This is a genomic window from Nocardiopsis oceani, from assembly GCF_054777395.1.
In genome coordinates this window covers 1-18,472 of sequence record NZ_BAAHAR010000020.1, presented here as the reverse complement: position 1 = coordinate 18,472, position 18,472 = coordinate 1, and the positions used below count along the sequence as shown (strand labels likewise).

Annotated in this window: 14 protein-coding genes; 7 read left to right on the top strand and 7 right to left on the bottom strand. The window is 65.5% G+C overall.

What is annotated here, in order from left to right:
* Window positions 1-22: 22 nt before the first annotated feature.
* From ACYVDG_RS13260 to ACYVDG_RS13250, 3 genes are read left to right on the top strand one after another with little or no spacing between them, the layout of a single operon-like run.
* Window positions 23-556 carry an RNA polymerase sigma factor gene (locus ACYVDG_RS13260; protein WP_460750661.1) on the top strand — a complete coding sequence of 178 codons (534 nt, stop codon included), beginning with the start codon at window positions 23-25 and terminating at the stop codon, window positions 554-556.
* Entirely contained in the window at window positions 553-1,170 is a 618-nt protein-coding gene (locus ACYVDG_RS13255) for a methylated-DNA--[protein]-cysteine S-methyltransferase (RefSeq protein ID WP_460750658.1), read from the top strand. Before ACYVDG_RS13260 ends, ACYVDG_RS13255 begins: the two co-directional genes overlap by 4 nt.
* A complete protein-coding gene (locus ACYVDG_RS13250; RefSeq protein ID WP_460750655.1) occupies window positions 1,167-1,820 on the top strand; it encodes a DNA-3-methyladenine glycosylase I in 654 nt (217 codons plus the stop codon). The genes ACYVDG_RS13255 and ACYVDG_RS13250 overlap by 4 nt, the downstream gene beginning before the upstream one ends.
* A gap of 64 nt (window positions 1,821-1,884) precedes the next feature.
* On the opposite strand, the gene ACYVDG_RS13245 is transcribed toward ACYVDG_RS13250, so the two are convergent.
* From ACYVDG_RS13245 to ACYVDG_RS13225, 5 genes are all read right to left on the bottom strand, one after another.
* Entirely contained in the window at window positions 1,885-3,105 is a 1,221-nt protein-coding gene (locus tag ACYVDG_RS13245) for a PQQ-dependent sugar dehydrogenase (protein WP_460750652.1), read from the bottom strand.
* Window positions 3,106-3,360: 255 nt separating this feature from the next.
* Complete coding sequence (locus tag ACYVDG_RS13240; protein WP_460750647.1) at window positions 3,361-5,178, bottom strand: BCCT family transporter; 1,818 nt, start codon at window positions 5,176-5,178, stop codon at window positions 3,361-3,363.
* Between the two features lie 363 nt (window positions 5,179-5,541).
* Window positions 5,542-7,617, bottom strand: a complete 2,076-nt coding sequence (locus ACYVDG_RS13235; RefSeq protein ID WP_460750644.1) for a tetratricopeptide repeat protein — start codon at window positions 7,615-7,617, stop codon at window positions 5,542-5,544.
* Entirely contained in the window at window positions 7,614-8,762 is a 1,149-nt protein-coding gene (locus tag ACYVDG_RS13230; RefSeq protein WP_460750641.1) for a 5'-methylthioadenosine/S-adenosylhomocysteine nucleosidase family protein, read from the bottom strand. Before ACYVDG_RS13230 ends, ACYVDG_RS13235 begins: the two co-directional genes overlap by 4 nt.
* Window positions 8,759-9,487: an NUDIX hydrolase gene (locus tag ACYVDG_RS13225; RefSeq protein WP_460750638.1), complete on the bottom strand. Its 729-nt coding sequence runs from the start codon at window positions 9,485-9,487 to the stop codon at window positions 8,759-8,761. The genes ACYVDG_RS13230 and ACYVDG_RS13225 overlap by 4 nt, the downstream gene beginning before the upstream one ends.
* A 302-nt stretch (window positions 9,488-9,789) precedes the next feature.
* Here ACYVDG_RS13225 and ACYVDG_RS13220 point away from each other — a divergent pair, with 302 nt between their 5' ends.
* On the top strand, window positions 9,790-14,679 hold the full coding sequence (locus ACYVDG_RS13220) for a DEAD/DEAH box helicase (RefSeq protein WP_460750634.1): 4,890 nt from the start codon (window positions 9,790-9,792) through the stop codon (window positions 14,677-14,679).
* Window positions 14,680-14,839: 160 nt separating this feature from the next.
* Here the strand turns inward: ACYVDG_RS13220 and ACYVDG_RS13215 are convergent, their stop codons facing one another.
* The gene (locus ACYVDG_RS13215) at window positions 14,840-15,082 is read right to left on the bottom strand and encodes a DUF397 domain-containing protein (protein ID WP_460750631.1); all 243 of its coding nucleotides are present in this window, start codon (window positions 15,080-15,082) and stop codon (window positions 14,840-14,842) included.
* Window positions 15,079-15,942, bottom strand: coding sequence for a helix-turn-helix domain-containing protein (locus tag ACYVDG_RS13210; RefSeq protein ID WP_460750627.1), 864 nt, complete (start codon window positions 15,940-15,942; stop codon window positions 15,079-15,081). Before ACYVDG_RS13210 ends, ACYVDG_RS13215 begins: the two co-directional genes overlap by 4 nt.
* Before the next feature lie 221 nt (window positions 15,943-16,163).
* Between ACYVDG_RS13210 and ACYVDG_RS13205 the strand changes: the two genes are divergently transcribed.
* The 3 genes from ACYVDG_RS13205 (at window position 16,164) to ACYVDG_RS13195 (ending at window position 18,321) form a co-directional block, all read left to right on the top strand.
* Entirely contained in the window at window positions 16,164-16,709 is a 546-nt protein-coding gene (locus ACYVDG_RS13205) for an ATP-binding protein (RefSeq protein WP_460750624.1), read from the top strand.
* 106 nt (window positions 16,710-16,815) lie between these two features.
* Window positions 16,816-17,178: a hypothetical protein gene (locus tag ACYVDG_RS13200; protein WP_460750621.1), complete on the top strand. Its 363-nt coding sequence runs from the start codon at window positions 16,816-16,818 to the stop codon at window positions 17,176-17,178.
* Between the two features lie 213 nt (window positions 17,179-17,391).
* A complete protein-coding gene (locus ACYVDG_RS13195; RefSeq protein WP_460750616.1) occupies window positions 17,392-18,321 on the top strand; it encodes an AAA family ATPase in 930 nt (309 codons plus the stop codon).
* The last annotated feature ends 151 nt before the right edge of the window (window positions 18,322-18,472 follow it).

Below are 18,472 nucleotides of genomic sequence, written 5' to 3'. Positions count from 1 at the left end.
GCTCCGTGACGTCTGCCAGGTGATGAAGACGAAGATCCCTTTCGAGCGGGCCGTGACCGAACACGGCGCCACCGTTCTGCGTGTGTGCAGCGCGGTGCTGGGGCCGGGCGCCGACGCCGAGGACGCGTGGTCGGAGACCTTCCTGTCGGCCTTGAAGGCGTGGCCGGACCTGGCGGAGGACACCAACGTCGAAGCGTGGCTGGTCCGCGTCGCCCAGCGCAAGGCGGTCGACATCACGAGGAGACGGGCGCGGCAGGCCGCCCCGACCGGAGAGGTGCCCGAGCGGCCGTCGGACCTGGGCGACCCCCAGGGCCGCGATCTGGACGCGTGGGCCGCCGTGGCCCGGCTCCCCGAACGGCAACGGCTCGCGGTGGCCTACCACTACCTCGGCGGACTGCCGCACGCCGAGACCGCCGGGCTGATCGGCGGTACGCCCGACGCGGTCAGGCGTGCGGCCGCCGACGGGATCAGGACCTTGCGCAAGCAACTCGCGGCGGGCGCCACGCGGACGAGCGACACCCAGGCGAGCGACACACAGAGAGGAGCGGTCCGATGAACCCCGTCGAGAACACCCCCGGAGGGGACACCGGCACGCTGTTCCCCGTCGCCCCGCGGACGCTGGAGCGGCTGCACCAGCGGTTGGCGGCGGACGCCGATGCGGCGCAGCTGACCGACGTGGCCTACACGACTGTCGAGACCCCCGTGGGGCCGCTGCTGCTGGCCGCCACCGAGCACGGCCTGGTGCGCGTCGCCTACGCATCGGAAGGGTTCGACGAGGTCCTCGCGACGCTGGCCGAACGCGTCAGCCCGCGGATCCTGCGGTCTCCGCACCGGCTGGACCAGACCGCCGCACAGCTGCGCGAGTACTTCGCCGGCACCCGGTACCGGTTCGACGTGCCGTTGGACCACCGACTGTCCTCGGGGTTCCGGCGCACGGTACAGGACTCCCTGCCCGGCATCGCCTACGGCCGTACCCTGACCTACAAGCAGGTCGCCGAACGCGTCGGCAACCCCAAGGCGGTGCGGGCGGTGGGTACCGCCTGCGCCACCAACCCCCTGCCCGTCGTGGTGCCCTGCCACCGGGTCCTGCGTTCGGACGGGGGCATGGGCGGCTACATCGGCGGTCTGGAAGCCAAGACCACCCTGCTGGAACTGGAGCGCGCTGCATGAAGCCGTCCGCGGAGCCCGAAGAGACCTCGCACGACCCCGGGGCAGCGGCACCACCCGACCCCGGGGCCGTCATCGGCGAGGACGGCCTGGCCAGGCCCGCCTGGGCGGCCACCGACCCGCTCCTGCGCGAGTACTACGACTCCGAGTGGGGCATGCCCGTGCGCGACGAGCAGGGCATGTACGAGCGCATCAGCCTCGAGGCGTTCCAAGCGGGCCTGTCCTGGGCGACGATCCTGCGCAAACGCCCGGCCTTCCGCACGGCCTTCGACGGGTTCGATCCCGATGCCGTGGCCCGGTACGCGGAGGAGGACGTCGCACGGCTGCTGGGGGACGCCTCCATCGTCCGCAACCGCGCCAAGATCCGCGCGGCCGTCACCAACGCCCGGGCCACCATCGAACTCCGCCGGGACGGGGGCCTGGCCGACCTGGTCTGGTCGTTCCAGCCGGAGACCACACCCCGTCCGCGGACCTCCGCCGAGGTCCCGACGAGCTCGCCCGAGTCGCGCGCCCTGGCCAAGGAACTCCGCAGGCGGGGGTTCGCCTTCGTGGGCCCCACCACCATGTACGCACTGATGGAGGCCATCGGCATCGTCGACACGCATCTGATCGACTCCCACCGCCGCGGCAGCTCAGGGGTGTGGCCCGAGTGACGGCCCGGGCGGCGCGGTCACGCTGCCCGGACCGCCACGCTGCCCGGCCCGGTTTCCCCGGCGCCTAGTCGTCGGCCCCGTCGACCAGCCGCACGAGCGGGGCGTCCTCTTCGTCGAGCGCGATGTAGAGCGCGCCGTCGTGCGGACCGACCACGACGTTGCGGATGCGCCAGCCCTCGTCGGCCAACAACTCCTCTTCCTCCTCGACCTCGTCGCCGTCGACGGTGAAACGTGCGAGGTACTCGGAGGCCAGGCTGCCCACCAGGAGGTCGCCCTCCCAGGCCGGGAACTCGTCACCCTCGTAGAAGGCCATGCCCGCGGGTGGGAACCCCTCGGAACCGCACTCCCAGTAGTGGACCGGGTCGACGATGTCATCGCGCTCGGAGGGGTGGTCGCCGACGGGGGTGTCAGTCCCGTACTCGCAGCCGGTGTGGGTCACGGGCCAGCCGTGGTTGCCACCGGCCTGGACGATGTTGATCTCGTCGCCCTCCTGCTCGCCGTGCTCGCTCTGCCAGAGTTCCCCGGTCTCGGGGTGCACGGTCATACCCTGCGCGTTGCGGTGCCCGTAGGAGTAGATCTCGTCGGCGAAGTCGGGATCGTCCACGAACGGGTTGTCCTCGGGAACCGAGCCGTCGGGCTCCAGGCGTACGGTCGTCCCGAGCGTGTTGGACGTGTCCTGGGAGGGATGGTCGTCGAAGTCCTTGTCGGCGCGGTCGCCGATAGTCATGAACAGGTGCCCGTCGGGCCCGAAGGCCAGTTTGGAGCCGTAATGGTCCTCCCCCGGCTCGGCGGGCTCGGCGGAGAACAGCTCCTCGACGTCGGTCAGGCTTTCCTGCTCGGTGTCCAGCTGACCGCGGGCCAGGTACGTGGTGGTGCCACCGTTGCCGGCTTCGGCGGAGTAGGTGAGGTAGAGCCACTCCTGCTCAGGGAAGTCGGGGTCGACAGCGACGTCCAGCAGCCCGCCCTGGCCTGCGGCGTCGACCTCGGGTACACCGTCGATGTCGACGACATCGCCGGTGCCGGTGTCGACCACGGACAGAGCACCGGAGAGCTCGGTGACCGCCAGCTGCTCCGTCCCGGGCAGGAAGGCGAGCCCCCAGGCCTCGTCGAAGCCCTCGGCCACCGTCTCGGTGACGGGTTCGGGGTCGGGGGCTTCGCCGTTGGCGGCCTCCTCGGAGGTGTCCGTCGGCTCTGCGCCCTCTTCGTCGAGGGTCTGGCAGGCGCTCGCGCTGACGACCGCGAGCGCTGCCCCGGCTGCCATGACGACGCGAATCCTCTTACTCATGCGGCCCCTCCACCGATCGGCAGCAGTAGTGTCACTCACTGTATCGGCCTGCTTGCGTTCTCCTCCTCTATGTCGACGTATCTGTTCAGGGGGCCCTGGCTGTGGGCGCAATGCCCCCCGAATCCGCATGACAGGCAAGAGGGATGCGAGGTCCTCGTCGATCCCGTCCGGTGCCTGTGCGCCGGAGGGCGCTGGACCGGAGGACCGATCCTCCGCGTGCTCCCGAACGCGCGGAGGATCACCAGAACCGTCCGACTACTCGGAACCTCCCGGGCCCTGGCCTCCCTGGGGCGGCTTCTTCGGCCGTTGCGGCCGTGCACCGGCCCGGCGCGACGAGCCGGTCCGCGCCGCCAGCGTGCCGTGCGACTTGGACTTCCTGTCCTGGTCGACGTAGGGGTCCCGCATCACGGGAGGATCATCGAGGGCTTCGGGCTCAACGACGGTCGCTGAGGTGTCGTGCTCGTCCTCGTCCTGGCGGCGCTCGTACTCTTCCGGCGGCAGGACCTGCTTCCACCTGCGTGTCCGCATCGCCGGCAGCTCTCCGGCGTCTTCCCGCAGGGCCCGGTGCACCGCGTACATCTGGAAGTAGCCCATCACGAAGAACGGCAGGCCGACGAGGACGATGATCTTCTCGAGCGCCTCCAAACCGCCGGTCCCGGAGAACACCAGGAGCGTGGCGGTGACCACGGCGATGGCGATCGCCCAGAAGATGCGCTGACCCAAGGGGTTGAAGTCCTCATGGCCGTTGGCCATCGTGTCGGTCACCAGTGCCGCGGAGTCCACCGAGGTGATGAAGAAGATCACCACCAGGATGATGGCGATCGCGGAGACGAAGGTTGTGGCGGGGAAGTGCTCCAAGAACGCGAACAGCGCTCCGGGGATGTCCCCCTCGTCCACGACGCTCTCGACCAGTCCGCCATCACGGTTGAGTTCGATGTCGAAGGCGGAGAAGCCGATGATGCCGAACCACAGCACCGAGAAGCCGGACGGAACGAGGAGTACGCCGGTGACGAACTCGCGGATGGTACGCCCCTTGGAGATCCGGGCGATGAAGATCCCCACGAACGGTGACCAGCTGATCGTCCAAGCCCAGTAGAACACTGTCCAGTTGGTCTGCCAGCCGGTGTCGGCGAACGTGTCGTTCCACAAGGCCAGCTCCGGCAGGTTCACCACGTAGCGGCCAAGTGACTCGATGGTGCCCTGGAGCACGAAGAGCGTGGAACCCGTCAGCAGAATGAAGACCAACAGGCCAACGGCGGCCCAGATGTTCACGTTGGACAGGACCTTGATGCCGCGGTCCAGGCCCAGCGCGACGGAGATCATGGCGACCGACCCGACAACACCGATGATGACCAGTTGCCACACGGCGCTCTCCGGGACGCCGAACACGCTGTTGATCCCGCTGTTGATCTGCAGGGCCCCCAGCCCGAGCGACACCGCGATGCCGAAGACCGTGCCCACGATGGCGACGATGTCGATGAACCTGCCGATCGGCCCGTGGATCCGCTCGCCGATGATCGGCTGGAAGATCGAGCTGACCCGCGGAGGCAGGTTGCGCTTGTGGATGAAGTAGGCGAAGCACAGGGCCGGCAGCGTGAAGATCGCCCAGGTGTGCAGGGTGAAGTGGTAGAAGGTGAAGCTCATCGCGTCCGCGGCGGCGCCTGCCGTCTCCGGCTCCACCCCCAGGGAGGGGCCCCGCGGCGGATCACCGAAATGGCTGATGGGTTCGGCCACGCCCCAGAACATCAGGATGCTGCCGATGCCGGCGGCGAAGAGCATGGCGAACCAAGCCGGGCCCGAGTGCTCGGGGGGTTCGTCGTCCGGGCCCAGTTTCACCCGACCGAATCGGCCGACCGCGGTATAGATCAGGAAGACCAGGAACAACGTGAGGCCGAAGATGTAGAACCAGCCCAGGTTGGAGTACAGCCATTCCGAGGCAACGGTGACCACCGCATCCAGCGGCTCAGTGAATATGACGGTGACAAGCACGAACGCAATGATCACTGCGGCCGCACCGAAGAAAATTGATGGCGAGGTCCGCAGTCGCAGGACGTCGTGCAAGCGGGTCAGCACGTCATCGCCTCCTCGGAATCTGATCGGTATCGAATTCGGATGTGGTCTCCTGCCCCCGACCGCGATCCGTCAGGACCTACGCCGGGCATGGGAGAGGGTGCCGGTCAATCGTCCACCGGCTAAACAAGAACCTCACTATCAGACACCAACCACATGTCCCGACGACGCCCCGCCCCAAGCCCGGGTCGTCGGCGCTGGTGCCCGGGCAACCCTGAAGGGTCCTGATCATTCAGGGTCGGAGTCCTCGGGCCCTACGCCTGGCGCATGTGAACACCGGCGTCGGCAGTGCACTCTCCCGGGGCACGCCTTTGGCCTGTCCGGTGCACCCTCACCGGTGCACCGGAGACTCATGGCACAAGAGACTCACTGCACCGGAGCCGCTCGGTCCGGATGCGGGTAGGTCGGACGCTCGCGCCGGTCTGTGCCGTTCCGTGCCGATGAGGTGGTACCCGCATCCGAAGGAGCGTCGGTCCCGGGACGCTCGGACGCGCGAGCGTGTGAGGGATCCATCGTGCGGTCGAACCAGGGTTTTCCTTCCGCGGCGATGCCTTCGAGGATGCGGAGGGTGTGCGGGAATCCGGCCGCTTCGAGGTTGATCTTGGCTGTCTCGTCCGGTTCTTCCCCGTCCGGGGTCAGACCGGGCGGGGTCTCCGAGACGACGGTGCTCTTGGTGGGTCCGTTCGTCAGGGTGATGTTGAGCGTGTAGCGGTGCTCGCTGGTCATCTCCACGTGCACGGAGGAGAGTGCGTCGAAGCGGTAGTTGTCCCGTTCGCTGGGCTCCCACCCGGCAGTGAGGAAGTCGAGGTCCGCGGATACTTCGCGGACGCCGTCGCTGGTGACCAGGAAGATCCTGACCTCATACCGTGAGTGCCTCCAGGGTCCACCGCTAAGCTTCGCGCTCTTGCAGGGCTGGTCCGGTGTGGGGAGAAAGGCGTGGGCCACGATCTCGTGCCAATCCAACCGGAAGTGCTGCAAGGCCTCGTCGAGGATCAGGGTCTTGTCCGCGTTGAGCCACTTCTCCATCTCGGTTTCCGTAGGCATGAGCGCGGCGAGTTTCTCCTTCCACCGCTTGTACTCGGCCTCGCGGGCTTGGAGGATGCCCGCTTGTTCCCGCGACTCCTCGGCGTGGCGCCGCCGTTCACTGTGGAGCCTCAACCACAGGGGAAGGGCGAATCTGCCCAGGACTCCCACCAGAAGAACACATCCCACCGTGCTGATCGGCGCGTGCTGGAAGGCGGCGCCTATGACGAAGGCAGTCCCCAGAACGGAAAACAGGCACAGAATCACACAACGCGCCTTGGTCGCCGTGTCGACGCTGTGAACCTCCCGGGGTTTCAGGGGCAGCCCTTCGCGCCAGCGCTGCCGCACTTCGCGCACCACGAAGCGGATCAGCCAGTTCACCTGACCGCTGCGGACATCGCTCTCGCGATAGACGCGGGCGACCTCGTCACGCAGGGCGTGGCGGACCTCCTTCGTCTCTTCCAACCAAGCGGACCGGTTCCTCGGATCGGGGGCGTACTTGGCGAAGTAGTGGTCGAACCGGCGTCGCACGTGGTCGGTGAAACCTCCCTGTGGCAGGGAGGACGGGGCGCGCTGGCGCCCGGCCTCCTTGAGGTCGGCGAGTACGCGCTGCTGCTTGTGGTTCCAGTAGGCGACGTGCCAGCTGGCCGCGGGCACGAAGACGAGTATCGACAGGCAGGCGAGAAGGGCCGTCATGCTGCCGTGGCCCAGGGCGGCCCTCACCAGGACGGCGACGGGGAACAGCAGCGCCGCCGCCAGCAGGAGTCCACCGAGGGTGTCCCAACCTGAGGTGGACTTCGGTCGTGGTTTCTGTGCTCGGGCGGGGGCGGGTTCGGGCTCGAAGTAGGCCCAGACCCGGTCGACCCGTTCATGTGCGGTGCGGTTCCCGCGTGCCGTGTCCCGAATCCGGTACCAGACACCCTGTTTCATGCTTCCGGTCAGGACCAGGCCCAGATGGTGCAGGGTGAGCTCGTGCTGCGGGTGGGGAAGGGTGCCCAACTTGGCCATCGCTTCATCGGGGTCTCCGCCGGAGCCGTCCACACAGGCCACCAGTGCGGAGACCACCGTCAGGGCTTCTTGCCACTCGTCTCCTGCACCGGTCGGCTTCCGCCCGGTCGACTCGCGTAACGTCGTGCGGTCCTTCTTGTCCAGGTCCCGGTAGGAGCGTTTGCTGAGCAGGGCCAGGATCAGGTGGAAGCGGACGCGGGGGCCGTCGTATCCCCGGGTGACGGCTTTCTCGATGTGGTCGCGTGCCTTGTCTGGGACCCCGTTCTCGAGGTAGCTGACCCCCACGTCGAAGTGTTGCTCAGGGGGGTCGTCCGGTCCCACGACGTACACGTTCGAGTGGTGGATCTGCCCTGCCTGGACCCCCACGAACGCGTCCGGTCCAGCGGTGTTGACGGTTTCCGGGCCGTTCATGAGAGTCCCCTCACCGCGGTGATGAGAGAGGCCACCTTGGCGGCCAGCGACGCCAGGTCGCCGAGCAGCCCGCGTAGGCGTTTCAGGGCCAGGAGTGAGGTCTTCCTGCTCTCGGGGGTCGCCTCCCCGATGCCCTTGCCCGCGATCTCGATTTCCTCGGATGCCGCCTCGTGGGTCGCCGAGTCGATGTTGCCCGCGGCACTCTCCCGGGACAGTTCCTCGCGCAGCTCGGAGAGCTGTTGGGCCACATCGACGGGGGCGTGCTCCTCCGGGGTGAGCGACACGTGGAACGTACTGCCGCTGACATGTCCCGCTTGGACGCCGACACTGCCGTAGGCCGTGTTGGTCACGTTGCCGGCGTCACGGGGGGCGTGGTCCTGAGGCACGGTGGGAGGCTCCTCTTGTCGCACGAGTTCCTGGGCGAGTTCCATGGCGAAGGCGGCGGCGTTCGCGGCGGCGATCGGCTGCCAGGTCCGGTCGGCGGCGGTGGCCTTCGCTCCGTCGGCGCGGTCGCTGATTCCGCGCACGACCGCCACGGGCGTCGAGCTCAGGTGCCCTGCCTGGGCGATGCCCGCGCCCTCCATCTCGACCGCCAACGCGTCGTTGAAGGTCTGCCTGATCCATTCGGCCTCCGCGGAGGTCCGGGAGTTCTGCACGATCTCGCCCGCGGCGATCGGCCCGAAGTGCACCCGTGGGCGCGGCTGCTGCTCGGGGGTGTGCCGGTTCCAGGTGTCGGTCCGCGCCAGATGGGCGGCTGTCTGGCTGATCCCGTGCGGTGACTCCCACGCGCGGGGCCGGGCCTTGAGGCCGTCGTCCTCGCTGGTCCCGCCGTGGTAGGCGTACACGTGTGTCCCGACGACCACATCGCCCATCGGTGTGTCCCACAGGGCCCCGGCCACCCCGACGAAGAGCAGGGCGGTGGGTGAGAACTCCTGGATGGCCCTTTCCGTCAGGACGGCGGAGGACTGGTTGCCCTTCCCGGTCAGTCCGAGGACGACGCGTCCGCTGCCGCCGGGCAGGGTTCCGATGTCGAATCTGGTGCCCCGGGGGTGCCGGTAGGACCGGGGTGAGGCCAGGCGCTCGCGTACGGCTTCGTATTCGAGGTTGAGGGCGGTCAGGACTACCACGAGGTCGTTGCTCGTCATTCCGTCTCGCTTCGGGTCGGGGGGAGTGGGCGCATCATCGGAGGGCGCAGGAGGTGCTCCGGTCCTGCTTGGAACAGTCGGGCCGGGCGGCCCCGGGTGGGGCGCCGGTCCGAGATGACTGGGGTGAGGAAGCCCGGTACGGCTTGGACCTTGCGGTAGAAGTTGCGCGGGTCCAGCTCGAAGCCCCATACCGCCTCGTACACGCGTTGCAGGTCGGTGAGGGTGAAGGCGTCGTCGCAGAAGGCCGTGGCCAGCGAGGTGTGTTCGATCTTCGTGCGGGCGCGTTCCAGCCCGTCGTCGAGGATCTGCCGGTGGTCGAAGGCGAGGGCGCCCCGACCCGAGGTGAACTCCTCGACGGGGCGCCAGGAGGCTGCCGAGGCGTCGGTGCCCGCTTGCGGTTCGGGAAGCCCCGGGGCGATGGCGAGGTAGGCGACGGAGACGATGCGCCCGCGCGGGTCCCGGTCGGGGCGTCCGTAGGCGCGCAGCTGCTCCAAGTGCAGTGCTGTCGCGTCGAGGTTGGCCTCCTCGTGCAGTTCCCGGCAGGCCGCGTCGAAGATGTCCTCGCCCGCATCCGAGATGAACCCTCCGGGCAGGGCGAGTTCGCCTTTGTGGGGTTCGATGCCTCTCTCGACCAAGAGGACATGGAGGGCCGAAGTCCGCAGCGTCAGGATCACCAGGTCGACGGTGAGGAGCACGGGGGGTGGTTGCCAGGTTTCGTTCGGCATGCCGTGAGCCTAGCTTCTTGTCAGTTCAACAAAAAGGGGTGGCCGGACATTGGTACGGAGGGTGGAAATGAGTCCGGGGTGAAGTGCTTCGACCTGTGCACCCCTTGGTGCTTATGGCGCCCCGGGTGGTTCGGCTCCGGCGGCCCCGAGTGCGTACCTGCCGTCGGGAACCTCTTGGAGCCGGTGGGAAGGGCCTGATCCCTGGGCCCGCGTTCCACAACCCCCGTTAGTCTTATTCCTGGATTCAGCGGGCAGAAGCGCGGCGCCGCAGGCGCTGCCGACGGAAGTGGGAACAGGGCGCAGTGGCGACTTCAGTGCACGACATCATCGACTCCATCCGCCAGCACTCGACTTCCAACCACGAGCGCGGCGTCCTCTTCGAGCAACTGATGGTCGCCTACCTGAGCAAGGACCCCATGTACGCGCACTTCACCGAGGTGTGGCGCTGGCCCGACTGGCCAGGAGCGGCGGACAACAAGAAGGACGTCGGGATCGACCTGGTCGCGAAGACCGTGACTGGCGGCTACTGCGCCATCCAGTGCAAGTTCTACGAGCCCCAGCACACGGTGCAGAAGTCCGACCTCGACTCCTTCTTCACCGCTTCCGGAAAGAAGCCCTTCACCGAGCGGATCATCATCTCCACGACGGACAAGTGGGGGGTGAACGCCAAGGAGGTCGCCGACGACCAGCAGATCGAGACCAGCGTCATCGGCCTGGACGAGATCGACAAGAGCCCCATCGAATGGCCCATGGGCTTCCCGCTGGCTGCCGCTGATGTCGAGGAGCCTTGGGAACCGCACCTCACGCCGCCCGAGCTGCACCGCACCCCGCCCAAGGAACTACGGAGCCGCCAGGGGAAGGCGGTCGACGCCGTCTTTGACGGGTTCACGGCGTACAACCGCGGCAAGCTCATCATGGCCTGCGGTACCGGTAAGACCTTCACCTCCCTCAAGATCGCTGAGCGGCTGTCCCACGACCTCGCCGAGGCCAAGGAGGGAGAACCCACCCGGGTCCTTTTCCTCGTCCCCTCGATCTCCCTCCTTTCCCAGACCCTGCGCGAGTGGACGGCTGAGTGCCAGGTCCCGCTGCAGAGCTTCGCCGTGTGCTCGGACACCAAAGTCAGCAAGAAGAACCGGGACAACGACTTCCAGGACCTGAGCTCCCAGGACCTGGCCCTGCCCGCGACCACGGACCCGGCCAAGCTGGTCGACCAGGTCGGAGCGGTCTCGGAGCTGGTGAAGCTCCCCTCAACGGGTGGACTCCAGGCGGTGTTTTCCACCTACCAGTCCATCCGGACCATCCACGAGGCGCAGCAGGCCGGGCTGGCCGACTTCGACCTGGTCGTCTGCGACGAGGCCCACCGCACCACCGGGGCGACCCTGGCCGGTGAAAGCGAGTCCCACTTCGTCAAGGTGCACGACAACAACTACCTGCGGGCCGACCAGCGCCTGTACATGACCGCCACTCCGCGTCTGTTCAATTCCGAGACCAAGGACAAGGCCGAGGCCAAGGACGCCGTCCTGTGCTCCATGGACGACGAGGATCTGTACGGCCCCGAGTTCCACCGGCTGGGCTTCGGAGAGGCCGTGGAACAGAACCTGCTCACCGACTACAAGGTCCTCATCCTCAACATCGACGAGGAGTTCCTGCCCGCTGCCCTGCAGGAACAGATGTCCCAGGACAGCGAACTCAACATCGATGACGCCGCTCGGATCGTCGGCTGCTGGAGTGGGCTGGCCAAGCGGGCGGGCAATACCTCGGAAGGACAGGGTTTCGAACCCGGTGAGCCGCCGATGCGGCGCGCGGTGGCCTTCGCCCGTAATATCGCCGACTCCAAGCACATCACGAAGTACTTCACCAGGGTCGTTGACGCCATCAACGCTGTCGGCGACGAACGGGGCGAGTCGCGTCTTCGCTGCGAGGTCGACCACGTGGACGGCGGTTTCAACGCCTTGGAGCGAAACCGGAGGCTGGACTGGTTGAAGGAGGACCCGGGCGAGGACAGTTGCCGAATCCTCTCCAACGCGCGGTGCCTGTCCGAGGGTGTGGACGTCCCGGACCTGGACGCGGTGCTGTTCCTGCACCCTCGCAACTCGGTAGTGGACGTCGTCCAGTCGGTGGGCCGGGTGATGCGCAAGGCGGAGGGCAAGGACTTCGGCTACATCATCCTCCCGGTCGGTATCCCCAGCTCACTCAAGCCCGAAGAGGCACTGCGGGACAACAAGCGCTACAAGGTGGTGTGGCAGGTACTGCAGGCCCTGCGCGCCCACGACGACCGGTTCGACGCCACCGTCAACCAGATCGACTTCAACAAGAAGAAGCCCAACAACATCATGGTGGGCACGGTCGGCGCGGAGGACTTCGACGGCACCCGTGAGGGAATCGAGGGTCAGGACGGCAGCGAGACCGCGGGCCAGGTAGAGCAGTCCATGCTCTCCTGGGACGCGGAGGAGCTTCAGGAGGCCGTGTACACCCGGATCGTGGAGAAGGTGGGAGAGCGGCACTACTGGGAAGACTGGGCGAAGGACATCGCGCAGATCGCCGAGCGGCACGTAGCCCGCATCAAGGTCGCGGTCGCCGACCCGAACACGGAGAAGGGACAGGCCTTCGCCCGGTTCGTCACCGAACTACAGGCCAACCTCAACCCCGGGGTGACGCACGAGTCCGCGATCGACATGCTCGCCCAGCACATGATCACTAGGCCGGTGTTCGACGCGCTGTTCGGCGACTACACGTTCTCGCAGCAGAACCCGGTCTCGGTGGCTATGGAGGAGATCCTCCTGGTGCTGGAGGACGAGTCGATCGGCAACGAAGCCCAGGCTTTGGAGGGTTTCTACGCCTCGGTGCGCAAGCGCGCGGAGGGCATCGACAATCACGAGGGCCGCCAACGGGTCATCACGGAGCTGTACGAGAAGTTCTTCAAGACCGCCCTGCCCAAGACCGCCGAGGCGTTCGGGATCGTGTACACCCCGGTGGAAGTGGTCGACTTCATCCTGCGCGCCACCAACACGGCGCTGTACAAGCACTTCGACCAGACCCTTTCCAATGAGGGCGTGCACGTCATCGACCCGTTCACGGGCACGGGCACGTTCGTGGTGCGGTTGCTCCAGACGGGGCTGATCAAGCAGGAGGACCTGCTCCGCAAGTACACGCGGGAGCTGCACGCCAACGAGATCGTGCTGCTGGCGTACTACATCGCGGCGGTCAACATCGAGGCCGCTTTCCACGAGCATTACGAGGGCGGGGAGGAGGGCGAGTACACCCCGTTCGAGGGGATCGTGCTGACGGATACTTTCCAGTTGGCAGAGGACCGGGGCGCGGCGGTCAAGAGCAGCATGCTGGGTGAGAACAGCGAGCGGGCTGAGCGGCAGCAGGGGCAGGATCTGCGGGTGGTGATTGGCAACCCGCCGTACTCCTCGGGGCAGACGAGTCAGAACGACAACAACCAGAACCAGAAGTATCCGGAGTTGGATGGTCGGATTACTGACACTTATGCGGCGCGTTCCAGTGCTCAGAACAAGAACTCCCTGTACGACTCCTACATTCGCGCGATCCGGTGGGCTTCGGACCGGATCAATGACACCGGGGTCATCGCTTACGTCTCCAACGGTGGATACATCGACGGGAACACCGCTGATGGACTGCGTAAGAGCCTGGTTGATGAGTTCGACACCATCTACTGCTTCAACCTGCGCGGCAATCAGCGCACGGCTGGAGAGCAGTCCCGGATGGAGGGCGGCAAGGTCTTCGGCTCGGGGAGCCGGAGCACCGTGGCGATTCTGATTCTGGTCAGGGACGGCAGCGGTTCGGGTAGCTGCGACCTGTTGTACCGGGACATCGGTGACTACCTGGACCAGAAACAGAAACTCAAGATCGTTGCGGAGAGCGATCTGGACACGATCGCCTGGCAGGAGATCACCCCGAGTGCTGAGGGCGACTGGATCAACCAGCGGGACCCGAGGTTCCCCTCGTTCCGGGCGATCGGGGAGCGGGACAGCGACTTTGGGGTCTTCGCGGCGTACTCCAGGGGACTTGCAACAGGGCGTGATGCCTGGGTCTACAACTACGACGATGCCAGCCTCCTCCATAACGCGGGGCGCATGGTGGACTTCTACAACTCCCAGGTTGACGCCTTCAAGAAGCACTGCAAGGCAAAGGGGATCGTCAGTCCCACACCTTCGGATGTCGAGTCCTTCATCAACTACGACTCCGAAAAGATCAGCTGGAACCGGGCGGACAAGACGGGTGTGAAGAACGGGAAGAAATACTCGTTCAATGAGGAGAACCTCTTCACGGGTACTTACCGCCCGTTCAACAAACAGCGGGTTTGCTTCGACCGGCGCTTGAACGACATGGTGTACCTCTTGCCTTCCATGTTCCCCGAATCCGGTCTGGAGAATGTCGGATTCTATGTCACCGGCATTGGAGCAATGAAGCCGTTCTCCATTCAAATAGTCAATCAGATTCCTGATCTCAACTTCTGGGGTTCCGAAGGTGGGCAGTTCTTCGCTCGCTACACCTATAGGGAGACCGGGAACGGAGACGATCTGTTCAGCGGGAGTGAGGAACCCGGTTGGGAGCAGGTCGACAACATCACCGACAAGGCTCTTGCGGACTACCGCCAGACCTACGGGCCTGAGGTCACCAAGGACGACATCTTTTTCTACGTCTACGGCCTTCTCCACTCCCAGGACTACCGCACCCAGTTCGCGGCGGACCTGAAGAAGTCCCTTCCCCGAATCCCCAAGGTCGCGGGCTTCCACGATTTCGCTGAGGCCGGGCGCAAGCTCTCTAAGCTCCATATCGGCTACGAGGCCGTCCAGCCGTACCCGCTGAAGGAAAAGACCACCGGTCCCACACCCACACCCCCGGCTGAGTTGTACCGGGTCACGAAGATGAAGTTTCAGAGCAGGGACGACCGGTCCACGATTATCTACAACAACCGGGTGACCGTGTCCGGGATCCCGGAACGGGCTTACCGTTACCAGTTGGGTGCCCGCTCAGCGATCGAGTGGATCGTCGACCGTTACCAGGTCAAGACCAACAAGGACAGCGGCATCGTCAACGACCCCAACGACTGGTCCGAGGACCCCCGCTACATCATCGATCTCCTGGGCCGGATCATCACGGTGAGTCTGGAGACGGTGGACATCGTGGAAGGGCTGCCCGAGCTGGAGATCCTCAAGAACTAGCTGTGGATAGAGATCTCCTGCGGCGAGGAGGTACCGCTGAAGGTGAGTGTCCCCTGATCGCGGGCAGCAGCTGATCCTTGGACCCGTGCAGGGGAAGAGTGGCAGGTGCCCGGTGGTGTTCCTTGCGATACGACCGGGCACCTGTGCTGTCTGGGGCTTGCTACCGGAGGGCGGTTCTGAGGAAACCGGTCCACTCGGAGGCGGGGAAGGGAAGGTGCCCGGCGTCGGGGCGCTTGGAATCGCGGACGGCGGCGCCACAGGGGAGGTCGGCTACCTCGATGCAGTTCTGACCGGCGCCGCTGTAGCTGCTCTTGCGGAAGTCGGTCGGGATGTGGGCGACCTCCACGCAGTCTTGTCCGTGCCCGCTGTAGCTGCTCTTACGGAACTCTAGGTCAGTGTTCATGAGCTGCCTTCTAGTGACTTCAGTATGTCAGTGATGAGGCTGGCGGAGCCTGTAGTGCTCAGTGCTGAACCCTGAGCATCGCCGAATGTAGCACCATGCTTCTCCACGTCGACAGGCTCTTCAAGGAATAGGCCATCAGATGCTGTCTCGATGAAGACAATCGGGAGGTCCAAGGGCTCGGGGAAGTCGAGGATGGTGAAAGGTGCGCAGAGTGCTGCGTGTGATCCAGAGCTGAAGGGGAGCACCTGGACGCTGACGTTGTCCAGTTGCGCCATGTAGAGCAGGTGCGCGAGCTGTCCTTTGAGGATGCTGGTATTGCCGATCACCCGCCTCAAGGCGGCCTCGTCGATCACAGTACGTAGCCGAGCTGGGTTGCGCTTGGTCAGGATATTGCGGCGGGCCATGCGGGCTTCGACGCGCCTCTCAATGACCTCTGGATGCGTATAAGGTCCGCCCTCTAGGAGTGCCTTAGCGTACTCGGGGGTTTGGAGAAGGCCCGGCACCATTTGAGTTTGGCAGGTCTGAATCAGCGATGCCTCAGCTTCGAAGTCCGGTAGCGACTTGTCAGTGAAGACTTCCTTGTACTTAGACCACCAGCCACGTTGGCGCGCATCCTTCGCTAGTGCTTGCATCACTTCACGCTGGCCTGGATCGACGATCTTGTAGAGATCCATCAATTTGTCAAGATCGACCGAATTTATCCTTTTTGTCTCGGTTGTCTCCATCTTGCTTACTTTTCCGGGACTCCAGCCGAACTTGGCTGCGACCTGGGCAGTTGTAAGGCCGGTGGCTTCTCTGGACTGGCGGAGGAGTGCGGCAAGCCGACGAAGGCGGAGCGTGGGGCTGTGCTGGATGGTCATGGCGACACCCTAGCGAAAAGTCGGGCAAGTAATCTTGGAACGCTTGCAAACTCTACGCAGTAGCGTTAGCTTGAAGTTGTAGCCGACGGTAATCGCTTGTTCGATGATCTAGCTGAACGCTATGGCTGGCCCGTTCCGTGCGTCATGGGAAACATGAAACTTTCAACGGGCGTCCGTATTCACCCCTTTTATGCCTTCTCGTGCCAAGGAGTGTGTTCGTCATGCCCGTATTCGCGCCTGAGCTCGCCCGGAACGAGGTCACCGTCCCCCTCACCAGCTTCATCCAGCCGTACCAGTCCCATTACTTCTCCGGCCGGGCCGAGCGCCCCCGCTTCCGCCAGCGGGACTACAGCTTCCCTGGGATCCCGGACCTGATGCCCCTGACTCGGGCCTTTCTGGACACCTGCGCGGCCGATCACCCCGCCGACTACCGGTACCTCTTCACCCTCCTGGGCTGCGAGCTGGCCGCCAACGCCATCCGGCACTCCCGTTCCAGCCTGCCCGGCAACTCCTACGAGCTGCAGGTCAGGCGCACCACGGAGGGACTCCACCTGACCTGCCGTGACCAGGGGAGCTTGGCTTCCATCGGCTTCGGTCAGCTCTCACCCAACCCGGACGGGTTGAACCCGGAGGCCGAGGCCGGGCGCGGGCTGGCGATGGTCGAGGCCCTCGCGACCACCTGGGGCGACAACGGGCTGTCCGAGGCCCGCAACGTCTGGTTCTTCCTTGCGCGGGACTTGGACGGCAACCCCTGGTCGAGGCTCTGACCCGGCTTCGCCGCACATGAGAGAGGGCTCAGGACGACGCTGCAACGTCCCCTGAGCCCCGCGAACCCTGAATTTCACACTTAGCCATGCAAGAAAGCAGGATCTGATGCGCAACCCTATCCCCTCGCCCCGCCCCTCCAGCGACCCGCTCTACCGAACCCTCCCCCGCCGACGCCCTCTGGAAGGTCCCGCGTGCCCGGCCTGCACCCACCCCTCCTGCCGGGAGCGCCGCGCCGAACGCCTGCCCCGGTTGGGCGGTCACCGCTCCGAGTACGCCAGCGAGCACACCCAGGCCGCACGCATCCAAGCGCGCTACCGCCACCTGGTGATCTGGTGGGGTGAGGCCACCCAGTCGTTCTGGATCGCTACCCCCGCGGGGCTGGAGGAGGCCCACGACATGGATGCTCTGCTGCTGAAGCTGTGGTCGCACACCGACCCGCCCGCGGCCCGCCCCTGGGTTCGCGTCTGACACAGGCCGAGCGTTCGTCAAAAGACACGTAACAGGATGACAGCGGACGAACTCCAGGGTCGAGCCCCAGGTGAGTGGGTTCCATCCCCACGCATGAGGGGATGGAACCCATGATCTTGTGCAGCGCTGCACAAGAAGTGGTCGCTCCTCAAACACGCGGGCCCCGCAGCATTCGCACGCGGGCACGAAAGACAACCACGAAACTCGGGAGCTATGCACAAGCGCTTGCTTGAACTCGAAGTTCAGAACTTCCGTAGTCTGCGCCAGGTCAGTATCCCGCTTGGGCCGCTCAACGTCTTGGTAGGCCCCAACAGCGTGGGCAAGACCAACCTGTTGGACGTCTTCCGGTTCCTGGCGGACATCATCCAGACCGACATCGAACCTGCTCTGGAGAAGCGCGGCGGCTTCGAAAGCACAGCATTCCGTGGCGGCGCACGGCCTCCGAACCTCATCCGTATCCGGCTCAAGGCGACCTGGACCAGGCACAGCAGCACCAAGGCGCCCGATGTGTACGAGTTCAACATCACGAGACGGCGGAGGGACGGCAGGGACACCTTCTCCAGGCAGGAGAGTTTCCAGTTCAAGAGAATCAGGGGGCGCGGGCGCAGGATCACCATCCAGGGTGAAAACGCCCAGGTCGTGGACACACGAAAGGACATGGACGAAGACACCGTCACCCGGTCCATCGGCCTGCGGCGCTTCAGTAGCGGCCTGTCGACTCTGCCGCGCCTGAGCGATGGCGCGGGGGGTGGTGAGGTCGCCACCTTGGCTGAAGGGCTGGCCTCGTTCCGCGTGTTCGACGTCGATGTTTCCTCAGCACGCTTCCCAGCGCGCTTGACCACCTACCTCCAGGGCACCAGGCTCACCGAGAACGCCTCGAATCTCGCGCTCTTCCTGTACACCCTCGAAAGGAACGACCCGGAGTCGTGGCAACGGCTGGTAGCCGACGCCAGGGAAGTGCTGCCCCAACTCGAGAGCATCGACTTCGAATTTCCCTCCGGCTCAGCTCGCGAAGTGATTGCGGTCCTCCATGAATCCGGGCTCCGGGTACCTACCGAACTGGCGGACGCCTCGTACGGGACCATCCGCCTCCTCGGTCTTCTCGCGCTTCTGTACGACCCGAAGCCACCTCCTCTGACCTGAGTTCACCCATTGGGCTTAGTGACACCGATTGCCTCGAGGATCGTCTTCGCGTGCTCGGGGATCTTGGGCTCGAGGGTGAGTTCTTGACCGTTGATGTCGACGGTCGCTGAGCGGATGGTCCGTAGTGTCTGAACGATCTTCTTGATCGATA

What these genes read in the sequence shown, in the direction of transcription:
- ACYVDG_RS13195 (WP_460750616.1), top strand. Translation starts at nt 17,392, where the DNA reads ATGCACAAGCGCTTGCTTGAACTCGAAGTTCAGAACTTCCGTAGTCTG.
- ACYVDG_RS13225 (WP_460750638.1), bottom strand. Translation starts at nt 9,487, where the DNA reads ATGCCGAACGAAACCTGGCAACCACCCCCCGTGCTCCTCACCGTCGAC.
- ACYVDG_RS13230 (WP_460750641.1), bottom strand. Translation starts at nt 8,762, where the DNA reads ATGACGAGCAACGACCTCGTGGTAGTCCTGACCGCCCTCAACCTCGAA.
- ACYVDG_RS13260 (WP_460750661.1), top strand. Translation starts at nt 23, where the DNA reads ATGAAGACGAAGATCCCTTTCGAGCGGGCCGTGACCGAACACGGCGCC.
- ACYVDG_RS13255 (WP_460750658.1), top strand. Translation starts at nt 553, where the DNA reads ATGAACCCCGTCGAGAACACCCCCGGAGGGGACACCGGCACGCTGTTC.
- ACYVDG_RS13250 (WP_460750655.1), top strand. Translation starts at nt 1,167, where the DNA reads ATGAAGCCGTCCGCGGAGCCCGAAGAGACCTCGCACGACCCCGGGGCA.
- ACYVDG_RS13200 (WP_460750621.1), top strand. Translation starts at nt 16,816, where the DNA reads ATGCGCAACCCTATCCCCTCGCCCCGCCCCTCCAGCGACCCGCTCTAC.
- ACYVDG_RS13205 (WP_460750624.1), top strand. Translation starts at nt 16,164, where the DNA reads ATGCCCGTATTCGCGCCTGAGCTCGCCCGGAACGAGGTCACCGTCCCC.
- ACYVDG_RS13210 (WP_460750627.1), bottom strand. Translation starts at nt 15,942, where the DNA reads ATGACCATCCAGCACAGCCCCACGCTCCGCCTTCGTCGGCTTGCCGCA.
- ACYVDG_RS13235 (WP_460750644.1), bottom strand. Translation starts at nt 7,617, where the DNA reads ATGAACGGCCCGGAAACCGTCAACACCGCTGGACCGGACGCGTTCGTG.
- ACYVDG_RS13215 (WP_460750631.1), bottom strand. Translation starts at nt 15,082, where the DNA reads ATGAACACTGACCTAGAGTTCCGTAAGAGCAGCTACAGCGGGCACGGA.
- ACYVDG_RS13245 (WP_460750652.1), bottom strand. Translation starts at nt 3,105, where the DNA reads ATGAGTAAGAGGATTCGCGTCGTCATGGCAGCCGGGGCAGCGCTCGCG.